Source organism: Trinickia sp., assembly GCF_035492435.1.
Classification (GTDB): Bacteria; Pseudomonadota; Gammaproteobacteria; order Burkholderiales; family Burkholderiaceae; genus Trinickia.
The window spans coordinates 1-10,447 of record NZ_DATJJF010000169.1 but is presented as its reverse complement, the minus strand read 5'-3'; the positions used below and the strand labels follow the sequence as shown (position 1 = coordinate 10,447).

Here is a 10,447-nt window from a genome sequence, read left to right as displayed (position 1 = left end):
CTGCTGCATTTGCTCCTTCGTGGCGCGCCCATAGCCGACGACGGCCTGTTTCAGTTGCAGCGCCGTGTACTCGGCAACGGGCACACCGCCCGAGACGAGGCCGCAGATGGCGGCACCGCGCGCCTGACCGAGCAGCAGCGTCGACTGCGGATTGACGTTGACGAAGACTTTTTCGATGGCCGACTGATGGGGCGCATGCTCGCGGACCAGCGTAGAGATGCCGTCGAAGATTGTGCCGAGCCGGGAAGGGAGATCGGCATCGGCGGTTCGGATCACGCCGCTCGTGATGTAAGTGAGCTGCTGGCCTGTTTGCTCGATGATGCCGAAACCGGTGACGCGCAAGCCTGGGTCAATGCCGAGAATTCTCATGAAAGGATGGCGAACAAAGTGCCTGCGATACTACAACGAACGGCCGCTTGCCGCGACCGCTCGTCGTTGTCCACGCGAACGCAAGGCCACTAGCGCCATTAGTGCCATTAGTTCGCAAAGCGATTGCCGAACATCGGCAGGCCGCTTTTCGATTCGGCCTCGGTGGCCTCGTCCTGCAGCACGTCCCAATGCTCGGTGAGCACGCCGTCCGCAATCCGCAAGATGTCGGCGGCGATCCATGCGACGGGGCGTCCGTGGCCTGAAAAGCGTCCGTGAACGATCACGTAATCGCCGTCCGCCACGATTACGCCGGGTTCGTATCGCAGCGTCGGCGGCAGGCTCTTGATCAGGTCGAAGAGACCGTCGCGCCCCGGTGCGATATGCGCGCTGTGCTGGATATAGTCCGGCGACCAGAAGCGTTCGGCGGCGGCATAGTCGCGTCGATTGAAGAGCGTGTCGAACGCTTTGAGCACGAAGGCCTTGTTGGCGGCTTCGGTGGGGTGGGTCATGATGATTCTCCCGAGAGGCGAGTAGCAAAGCGATGCATCACGCCGGCAGAGCCTGAAAGGCAGGGTAGTCGGTGTAGCCCTCGGCTGCCGATCCATAGACCTTCGGCCAGTCGACAACGGCCAGCGGCGCATCGATGGCCAAGCGCGTCGGCAGATCCGGATTCGCAATGAACGGGCGACCGAAGGCGACCATATCGACCAGTCCTGATTCGATGAGCCGATTACCGCGTGCACGATCGATCTCGACGTTCGCGATGAGGTTGCCGCGATAGAGCTTGCGGAAATGGCGGAACATGCCGTTTCCCGCCAACGTCGCCAGCGGCGTCGCCGACAAGTCGGACATGGCGCCCATCAGCAGCAGATGGGAGAGCGAGAAATCGTTGAGCCGGCCAATCACATATTCCGAGGTGGCGAGCGTTTCGTCCGTGGACACGAACGCACCCGTCTCCGACGTTGTGGGTCCCGTCTTGATTCCGGTGCGGTGCGCGCCGATTGCTTCGACCACCGTTTCCACAACCTCCAGCAGGAAGCGTGCGCGGTTCTCCCTCGAGCCGCCATATTCGTCGGTACGCAGATTGGTGCGGACGTTGAGGAACTGATTGAACAGGTAGTGATAGCCGCCTTGGATCTGCACACCGTCAAAGCCGGCCGCAATCGCGTTGCGTGCAGCCCGGCCGAAATCGGCGACCGTGCGGCGGATGTCGTCCTTGTCCATCGGGCGTGGGACCACAGTGGGCTTGTGGCCGCTTGCGGTCACGCTCTGCTGCTCGGGGTTGACGGCCGAAGCGGATAGCGGCGTCTTGCCGGCGAGGAAGTCCGGATGCCCCAACGAACCGGTGTGCCACAGCTGCGCGACGATCCGGCCACCCGCGCGGTGCACAGCGTCCGTCACCACGCTCCAGCCACGCACCTGCGCTTCGCTCCAGAGTCCGGGCACGTTTGCCCAGCCGACTGCCTCCGGGCTCACGAAAACGCCTTCGCTGAGAATCAATCCAGCCGAAGCGCGCTGCGCGTAGTACTCGGCGTGCAGCTGGGTCGGCACCAGCTCGGGATTCGCCGCGCGCATGCGCGTGAGCGAGGCCATGACGACGCGGTTGGGCAAATTGAGGTCCCCAACTCGAATGGGCTTGAGCAAGGGCTGGTTGCTTTCGATGTTCATGGATTTTTCCTACGAAATGGAGGGGCTCACTCAATCACGATGGTGATTGACATTGAGCTTCGTAGATAAGGTTGAAAATGTCAATGTCGATCGCCATTGTTTTTTTCAAAGACGACTATAATTGAGCCCACGTATGCGGGGAGCATTAAGCGATGGGCGTCTCAAAACAGCAGGCGGTGGAGAACCGAAAAGCCATCATCGCGGCTTCGGAGAAGTTGTTCCGTGAGCATGGAATCGATGGTGTGGGCCTGAGCGCGTTGATGAAGGCGGCAGGTTTTACCCAGGGAGGGTTTTACAACCACTTCGAATCGAAGGAAGCGCTTGCCGCTGAAGTTGTGGCGAATGCGATGCACAAGGCCAACCGCGACCTGAAGGACGCCGTTGATGCGCCGATGGAGCCGGGCGGGAACCGTCTAAGGCGGCAGGTGGACTTTTACCTGTCCGGCACGCATTGCAGCGATATCGAGCACGGTTGCGCGGTGGCGGGCCTTACCGCGGACGTGCGCCGCCTCGGGCAGGAGGCGCAATCGCATTTTGCGAGCGGCCTCGAGACGATGATCGAAACGTTGACAGGGCTCGTCGCGCAGCAGCGCGCTGAAAGTGGGGATCAGGTAGAAGCGCGCCGAGAGGCAATCGCGTTCTTCTGCGAGATGGTGGGTGCGCTCATCCTGTCGCGGGCGGTGGCCGGCGCGAACCCCCAACTCGCCGAGGAAATGCTGAACGCGACGCGTCAGGGGGTGCTCAGGAATTTTGCGCTCGACGCGGGAGAGGGCGAGCGCTGAAGTATCGTATGCCGTGAACTGATTACCGCGCACATCGGCGCGGTATGTTTGAGCCGTTGGCTAGAGCCGTCCTCGCGCTTGAATGGGCCAGATATCGACGAGCGTATCGCCATCGACGACGTGGTAGAAGCTGTGCAGATTAACGGTGGGATCGCAGTGAGACGTGACGAATTCGATGCGCTCGCCAAGCGATGGCCGATGTGCGGGATCGCCGATCAGTTTGCCGTGCTCGTCGCCGAAGAACTCGTACTGCGACGCTCCAGCAATGCCGCGCGCAGCGAGCGGCTTTCCACTGTCTGTCGCAAGACTCTTGATACCTGCGTCGACAGTCACCCAGTCTTTCGCATTGACGCTCACGACCGTGCTTTGCACGAAGAGCGATGTTTCGAACGGCGCCGCATGTGATGCATCGGTCAGTGCGTCGAGGTAGGCCGAGTCCATGAAAAGATAGGAGCCAGGCTGCATCTCCGTGAAGACGCGCGCGGACGAGTCGAAATCGTGCGTGCCCGTGCCGACGCCGGTGACGATGTCCACTTGCATTCCGGCGGCTTCGATGGCGGCCACGACAGCCGCCGCATTTCGCCGGAGACCAGCCGCGGCTTCCTCTCGCTGCCGACGATCGCCGATGTGCTGCACATTCCCTCCGTAGGCTTGTAAGCCCCGCAGTACCAGCGTGTCAGTGCTTGCGATCTTGCGCGCCAGGTCGACGGCCGACTCCGCATCCGCGACCCCCGTACGGTGATAGCCCGAGTGGTAATCGACGAGAACCGGTAGCCGATAGCCGAGGCCCGCGGCCTCACTCGCGAGCGCTTCGACGTTGTTCGGGTGATCGACCACGACCATGAGTCGCCCAGGCCCGGCTTGGCGAGCCAGTTCGACGAGCCGCCGAACCTTGTTGGCACCGACGACGGGCGAAGTCACGAGCACGCCGGGAATGCCGGCTTCGACCATGACTTGCGCTTCGCCGAGCGTCGCGCACGAGACGCCGATCGCCCCCGCTTCGATTTGTGCTCGGGCGATTTCAACCGACTTGTGGCTTTTTGCGTGGGGGCGCAGCCCGATGCCTCGGCTCGCCGCCAACTCGGCCATACGGGCGATGTTGCGCTTCAATGCGGGCAGCTCGATGAGCAATGCGGGTGTGTCGAGCGACTGCCGGCTGCCGGGGACTCCAATCAGGTATTGGTTTGCGTTCATGGCGTGTGCGGACGAAGGGAGACGAGCGAGTCTACAACGAAAGGGCGGCGCTCAGCCCGACAACTGCTTCTCGCGTTGAACGGAGTACCCCTCGTGGAGGCAAGTACGGGTGACGCGTTTTTCGTAGCGCTTTCCACGTTCGCCTCAATTTCGCCGACGTGTCCGGCGTCATAAAGCACCAAGCGGCGGCTTCGAAGCCTTTCGCACTTACGGCGAGCGTACTTATTCGACGAGTTTTCTCGGGGTGTGCGTCTGGCGATACAAACCCGAGATCAGGTCCAGCTGTGTGATCATCCCGACGAGCCGCCGGCTCGCATCCAGCACCGGGATAAGGTGATGCCCATGATTCGTGAAAACCGGCACGAGCTCGACGATCCGTTGGGTCAGGTCGGCCGTGAAAACATCAGTGGTCATCAAGGCGCCTACTGTATCCGTGGAGAGTGCCGAGTGCCCCGAAAAAAGCCTCCGCCAATAGTCCGCCAGTGCGCCAGGCTTTCGAGCAGGCCCCTTGATCACAAGATCTTTCCGCGTCACGATGCCGACGACACGGCTCGTCTCGTCAGTGACTGCAAGTGCCGTTACGCCGAGTCGCTCGAGAACGTCCCTTGCGACTTTGGCTTTTGTGGTCGTCGATACCGCAATCGGAAGCCGCGACATGATATCTGCGCAGGTCAGCTCGCTGAAGCTGCGAGCATAGGCTTGCAGCTGTGTTTCCCGCAGCAGCGATTCGAGATCGGCTGGATCGATGTCCAATAACTCGCTGCGCCTGCGCAGTACTGCCTCGAGGTCGGCGTGTGTGAAACCCAACGACGTCGCGGCGGGAGCCGCACCCTTGTCTGCGCTCTGGCGCCCGGCATGCGGGTAACGATGTCCCGTAACGGCATGGAAAACGATCGCGGCCACGACGAGCGCGGCTGTCTGGATGGCAACGGGTGCGAGAACGAAGCGGTAGCCCATTGCGTGAATCGCGGGTCCGCCCAGCACCGCCGTCAGCGCGACCGCGCCTGAGGGCGGATGCACGCATCGCAGCGCAAACATGGCGCAGATTGCGACGGCTACGGCAATCGCGCCGGCAATGACAGGGGACGCAAACCAACTCGCGCACGCAACGCCGATGACCGCCGCGATCAGGTTGCCGCCGACGATGGCCCACGGCTGCGCAAGCGGGCTTGCCGGTACCCCGAAGAGCAGCACGGCAGATGCGCCCATGGGCGCGACCAACAGGGGAATGCCCACGGACGGCCCAAGCAAAAGGTGCGTGGCCCCTCCGGTGAACGCGATGCCCAGCAGCGCGCCAAGACACGCTCGAAAGCGCTCCGGCCATCTGACGGTTATGGGGCCGGGGACGAAGCTGAGAAGCCAGCGAGAAATGGCCGAGCGCGACATGTGAGCGGAAAGAAAGCATTGGGCCTCGTTACGCCGAACGAGGCTGATACCCCGGTGGTGGGTCATGAAAATTTCAAATGCAGGCGCCGATGTGCGTCGGCGCCTGCTCCACCAGGGCAGTCAAAGAGAACGATTCGCTCTGCGATTCACTCGAGCGCGGCTGCCGGGCCGAAGAACTCATAGCGGCTTTGCGCTTGCGGCACGCCGAGCTCTGTCAGGTAGCGCTTGATTGCCTTCATGAACGGAAGAGGCCCGAGGAAGTAGGCATCGATATCGCGCGACGCGGGCAGCCATTGTTCGAGTTGCTGCTTATCGATGAGGCCAATCGCGTCGGCCGCCGGATCCTCATCGCGGCGTTCCGCATAGCAGTAATAGCGCTTCAGTTGGGGATGCCGCTCCGCCATTTCATCGACCCACGCGCGGAACGCATGCACGCCGCCGTGGCGCGCCGCATGAATGAAATGCACCGGACGCTGCGTTTTGAGCGCTGCTTGCAGCATCGCGAGCGTGGGCGTAATGCCGACGCCGCCGCTGATCAGCACCAGCGGTTTATCGCTGGCTGCCAAGGTGAAATGGCCGGACGGCGGGAATAGCTCGAGCGTATCGTTCTCTTGCAGCCGGTCGTGCAAATAGTTCGACACTGTGCCACCCGCCTCGCGCTTGACGCTGATCCGGTATTCGTCGCCCTGGGGCGCGGCCGACAACGAATAGTTGCGCTGCAGCGCTTCGCCGTCGACGACGACACGCAAGCCGATGTACTGGCCTGGCTCGAACGCAAGCAGCGCACCGCCGTCCGCTGGGCGCAGATGGAACGATGTGATCTCGTCGCTTTCCGCGATCTTGCGCGCGACGCGAAAGAGCCGTCCGCCACGCCAGCCGCCCGGCGCTTGCGCCCGCTCGGCATAGCGGGCTTCCTCGATGCCAATCAGGATGTCGGCCAACTGCTGATAGGCGGCACCCCACGCCGCGAGTACCGCATCGGTCGCGATTTCCGCACCGAGCACTTCGCGGATCGCGCGCAGCAGGCAGCGCCCCACGATCGGATAATGCTCCGGCAGAATTTGCAGCGCGACGTGCTTGCTGACGATTTGCTCGACCAGGCCGCCGAGCTCGCCGAGACGATCGATGTGGCGCGCATACATCAACACGGCGTTGGCAAGCGCGCGCGGTTGCGCGCCGCTCGCCTGGTTCGTCTGGTTGAAAAGCGGCCGGACTTCCGGATGCTCATCGAGCATCGACTTGTAGAAGTGGGTGATCAACGCTTCGCCGCCGCTCTCGAGCAGCGGGATGGTGGCTTTGACGATTTCGCGGTGTTCGTTGGAAAGCATGGTGACCTGGCTTGAGGGTGAAGACGGCCTGCGACAAGCAGAAGCCTTCGCAGGAGCGGGGTTCCTGATACAACTTCCGTGCCTAGGAAATATTTACGTATAATCAACGAGCTACGAAAATATGGAGTCGATTTGACCGGAGTCATTTTGACCCTAATCGAGTCAATATGACTGCAAGAACGCTGCTGGATGCGCTTATTCCACTGGTCGAAGACCTGTCGTGCGAGTTGCCGGATGCCGAACGCTATAGGCGCTTGCTCGACGCACTGCGTACGCTTTTTCCGAGCGACGCTGCCGCGCTGCTACGCCTGGACGGAGACACGCTGGTACCGCTCGCGATCGCCGGTCTAAGCGGCGACACACTGGGACGCCGTTTCCGTGTCAGCGAGCATCCGCGCTTCGCCATGCTGTTGGCAAACGTCGAGGAGCCGACGCGCTTTCCGGCCGACTCGAGCTTGCCTGACCCGTACGACGGGCTCGTGGAGGGGCATCCCGCTCAGCTCAAGGTGCACGATTGCATGGGGTGCGTCTTGCAGCTTGGCGGCAAGCCGTGGGGCTTGCTGACGCTCGACGCGCTGGACCCGGCGCGCTTCGACCATTTCGACATGGCGTCACTGCGTGCCTTCGCGAGCCTGGCTGCGGCCACCGTGCAAGTGACTGAGCGCATCGGCGTGCTCGCACGCAGCTCCGAGCAGGAACGGCAGCGCGCGGAAGCGTATCGGCAGGCGGGGGAGCCTGCGCGCCGCGAACTGATCGGGCAGAGCGTGCCGCACCGGCGCTTGCTCGATGAGATCGAAGCGGTGGCGCACAGCGACCTGACTGTGCTGATTACGGGGGAGACAGGCGTTGGCAAGGATCTGGTGGCGCGCGCGATTCATGAGCGCTCGCCGCGGGCGGGCAAGCCGCTGATCAGCCTGAATTGCGCCGCGCTGCCGGACACGCTGATCGAGAGCGAACTATTCGGCCATGTGCGCGGCGCGTTTTCCGGGGCGCTCGGCGATCGACGCGGCAAGTTCGAACTGGCCCACGGCGGCACGCTGTTTCTTGACGAGGTGGGCGAGTTGGCGCTGCCGGTTCAGGCGAAGCTGCTGCGGGTGCTGCAAAACGGGCAGTTGCAACGTATCGGGTCCGACGATGAGCATCGGGTCGATGTGCGCGTCATCGCCGCGACCAATCGCGATCTCGCGGAGGAAGTCCGCATCGGACGCTACCGCGCCGATTTCTACCATCGGCTCAGCGTGTACCCGTTGTCCGTTCCACCGCTGCGCGAGCGCGGGCGCGACGTGCTCTTGATCGCAGGCTTCTTCCTTGAGGAAAATCGTGCACGGCTCGGCTTGTCCACGCTGCGGCTCGCAGCCGATGCGCAGGCCGCGTTGCTCGCGTATCGCTGGCCCGGCAATGTCCGCGAACTCGAGCACCTGATCGGCCGCAGCGCAATGAGAGCGTTGGCGAGCCAGCGTGAGCGGCCACGCATCTTGACGCTGACTGCCGAGGATCTCGGCCTCGAACTCGAACTTGCGCATGATCGAGCTCCCACAGACCGACGAGATGCAACGGTGGCCCAACCGGCACCCGATGCGCTTCCCGGCGGTTTGCGGGGCGCCGTGACCGAGTTCGAGCGCAGGCTCGTCAGCGAAACACTGGCTTTGCACGGGAACAACTTGGCGTCTGCCGCGCGCGCGCTCGGCCTGGATCGGGCGAACCTCGGCCGTTTGGCGAAGCGACTCGGGTTGAAGTGACATCCAACTGGCGTCGCTGACGACGGTGTTATTGGCGATCATCGGCACGCCATTGGATAGGGGCCGAAGCGAACCTGCTCACGGTTCGAGAGCCCGTGGGTGCGATAGCCGTGCTGATGCGCGTCGTTGTCAGAGGCGCTTACGCGCTGAGCTCAATGGTCAGCTTCTGCTTCTGCCCGATTTGATTGAGATCGGGGTGGCGGTTTATCACATCGATGGATTTATATACAGAAATTTAAATTTCCACGTTTCAGGCAATTGAAACAACGCATCGAGTCGAGTCGATTGATCATCACGCTCAACTGAACTTTTAAAGTTTGGTGCCGTTAATCAAAATAATGCTTGTCCTCTGCGACGACTACGCGCCGATTTTTCACGTGGGAACGGTAGGGTACAGGCCGAAGCAGTCTGTCTGCCCTTAGCTGTAGTTACTCACGGGATCGAGAATGAAAGCAAGCATGAACAGCGTCAAAATCAGCACTCGGCTTGGAGCTGGTTTCGGAGTATTGGTGGTGTTGATTTGCCTCGTCGGAGGCTTTGCTATTAGTCAGGCGTCTCGTATCAACGACAGGACGGTGGATATTGCGGACACCTGGCTGGCCAAAGTTCAGTCGTTGAGCGACATGCGCGCAGACGTTAATACAGTGCGCCGTACGGAGCTGCGATTGCTGATTGAATCCGATCCTAAGGCGAGGCAGTCACAGCGCACCCAGCACGACGCGGCAGTGGCCAATCTCGAAACCGCATTGCAGTCGTATCAAAAGCTGATCTCGTCTCCCGAAGAAACAGAACTCGCACAGCGCATTCGGCAGAATTGGACCGACTTCATCGCTCCCGACAAGCAGATCCTCGAACTATCCGAGGCCAATAACGATGGCGCTGCCGCCCAAGCCCGATCACTGGCAAATGGCGCTGCGGCCACGACATCCGCCGCAGCGCTTGACGTGCTCGCGCAAGATGTCCATCTCAACGCTCAAGGGGCCGCTAAGGCCCGTGCCAACGCAGCTTCCACTTACAGCACCGCGCTCATCGCGACGGGCATATTGATTGCCGTCGCAGCGTTGTTTGGCGTCGGTGTTGCCCTACTGATCACCCGATCGATCACGGGGCCGCTGCGCAATGCGGTGTCCATTGCCGAGACCGTTGCCCGAGGCGATCTGACGTCGCATGTCGATGTGGCCGGTCGTGACGAGACTGCCCAATTGCTCGGTGCACTCATGCAAATGAACAGGAACCTCGGGGACCTGATCGGACGGGTGCGCATGAGCAGCGAAAGTATCGCGACAGGCTCAGCGCAAATTGCAACCGGCAATACCGATCTCAGTTCTCGAACCGAGGAACAGGCCGCGTCGCTCGAAGAAACCGCTTCGAGTATGGAAGAGCTGACGGCGACGGTGCGTCAGAACGCTGAAAACGCAAAGCAAGGTAATGCCCTCGCCATCAATGCATCGCAAATCGCGGTACGTGGAGGAGAAATGGTTGGGCGTGTCGTTCACTCGATGCAGGAGATTTCCGCCGGGTCTGCGAAGGTCGCGGAAATCATCAACGTCATCGAAAGCATTGCTTTCCAGACGAACATCCTTGCACTGAATGCGGCTGTCGAAGCGGCGCGCGCAGGTGAGCAGGGGCGAGGCTTTGCCGTGGTGGCAGCAGAGGTGCGAACACTGGCACAGCGAAGCGCCGGTGCAGCAAAGGAAATCAAGGAACTGATCAATGCGTCGGTGGAGCAGGTCAACTCGGGCGCAACGCAGGTGAATGTAGCGGGCCAGACGATCAACGAAGTGGTGCAGGCCGTGCAGCGCGTCACCGATCTGATGGGCGAAATCACGGCCGCCTCTAATGAACAACAGAGCGGCATCGAGCAGGTGAATCAAGCCGTGGTGCAGATGGACAAAGTCACGCAGCAAAACGCTGCGCTGGTCGAGGAGGCGTCCGCGGCGGCGCAGTCGTTGGCTGATCAGGCTGGTGTCTTACGTGATGC

9 protein-coding genes are annotated in these 10,447 nt (G+C 61.8%); 3 read left to right on the top strand and 6 right to left on the bottom strand.

Translation table 11 applies throughout. The annotated features are described in order from the left end of the window. The 3 genes from ruvC to VL598_RS12515 form a co-directional block, all read right to left on the bottom strand. On the bottom strand, positions 1 to 369 hold a 369-nt coding region (gene ruvC / locus VL598_RS12525; protein ID WP_325327044.1), incomplete at its 3' end, for a crossover junction endodeoxyribonuclease RuvC. Positions 370 to 476: 107 nt separating this feature from the next. Continuing rightward, entirely contained in the window at positions 477 to 878 is a 402-nt protein-coding gene (locus VL598_RS12520; RefSeq protein WP_325327043.1) for a nuclear transport factor 2 family protein, read from the bottom strand. A 37-nt stretch (positions 879 to 915) separates the two neighbouring features. Then, complete coding sequence (locus tag VL598_RS12515; protein WP_325327042.1) at positions 916 to 2,037, bottom strand: alkene reductase; 1,122 nt, start codon at positions 2,035 to 2,037, stop codon at positions 916 to 918. A gap of 152 nt (positions 2,038 to 2,189) precedes the next feature. Here VL598_RS12515 and VL598_RS12510 point away from each other — a divergent pair, with 152 nt between their 5' ends. Further along, positions 2,190 to 2,819, top strand: coding sequence for a TetR/AcrR family transcriptional regulator (locus VL598_RS12510; protein ID WP_325327041.1), 630 nt, complete (start codon positions 2,190 to 2,192; stop codon positions 2,817 to 2,819). A 60-nt stretch (positions 2,820 to 2,879) separates the two neighbouring features. On the opposite strand, the gene VL598_RS12505 is transcribed toward VL598_RS12510, so the two are convergent. The 3 genes from VL598_RS12505 to hmpA form a co-directional block, all read right to left on the bottom strand. Beyond that, the gene (locus VL598_RS12505) at positions 2,880 to 4,013 is read right to left on the bottom strand and encodes a DSD1 family PLP-dependent enzyme (protein WP_325327040.1); all 1,134 of its coding nucleotides are present in this window, start codon (positions 4,011 to 4,013) and stop codon (positions 2,880 to 2,882) included. A 222-nt stretch (positions 4,014 to 4,235) separates the two neighbouring features. Then, entirely contained in the window at positions 4,236 to 5,399 is a 1,164-nt protein-coding gene (locus VL598_RS12500) for an HPP family protein (protein ID WP_325327045.1), read from the bottom strand. Between the two features lie 146 nt (positions 5,400 to 5,545). Further along, positions 5,546 to 6,727, bottom strand: a complete 1,182-nt coding sequence (gene hmpA / locus VL598_RS12495; protein WP_325327039.1) for an NO-inducible flavohemoprotein — start codon at positions 6,725 to 6,727, stop codon at positions 5,546 to 5,548. 167 nt (positions 6,728 to 6,894) lie between these two features. Here hmpA and norR point away from each other — a divergent pair, with 167 nt between their 5' ends. Both norR and VL598_RS12485 read left to right on the top strand, forming a co-directional pair. After that, positions 6,895 to 8,466 (top strand): nitric oxide reductase transcriptional regulator NorR, encoded by a 1,572-nt coding sequence (gene norR / locus VL598_RS12490; RefSeq protein WP_325327038.1) that lies wholly within the window; start codon positions 6,895 to 6,897, stop codon positions 8,464 to 8,466. A 458-nt stretch (positions 8,467 to 8,924) separates the two neighbouring features. Further along, positions 8,925 to 10,447: methyl-accepting chemotaxis protein (locus VL598_RS12485; RefSeq protein WP_325327037.1), on the top strand; the 1,523-nt coding region annotated here is incomplete at its 3' end.

Excerpts from the sequence above, each read along its gene's own strand:
- VL598_RS12520 (WP_325327043.1), bottom strand. The coding sequence starts at position 878 with ATGACCCACCCCACCGAAGCCGCCAACAAGGCCTTCGTGCTCAAAGCG.
- VL598_RS12515 (WP_325327042.1), bottom strand. The coding sequence starts at position 2,037 with ATGAACATCGAAAGCAACCAGCCCTTGCTCAAGCCCATTCGAGTTGGG.
- VL598_RS12510 (WP_325327041.1), top strand. The coding sequence starts at position 2,190 with ATGGGCGTCTCAAAACAGCAGGCGGTGGAGAACCGAAAAGCCATCATC.
- VL598_RS12505 (WP_325327040.1), bottom strand. The coding sequence starts at position 4,013 with ATGAACGCAAACCAATACCTGATTGGAGTCCCCGGCAGCCGGCAGTCG.
- VL598_RS12500 (WP_325327045.1), bottom strand. The coding sequence starts at position 5,399 with ATGTCGCGCTCGGCCATTTCTCGCTGGCTTCTCAGCTTCGTCCCCGGC.
- hmpA (WP_325327039.1), bottom strand. The coding sequence starts at position 6,727 with ATGCTTTCCAACGAACACCGCGAAATCGTCAAAGCCACCATCCCGCTG.
- norR (WP_325327038.1), top strand. The coding sequence starts at position 6,895 with ATGACTGCAAGAACGCTGCTGGATGCGCTTATTCCACTGGTCGAAGAC.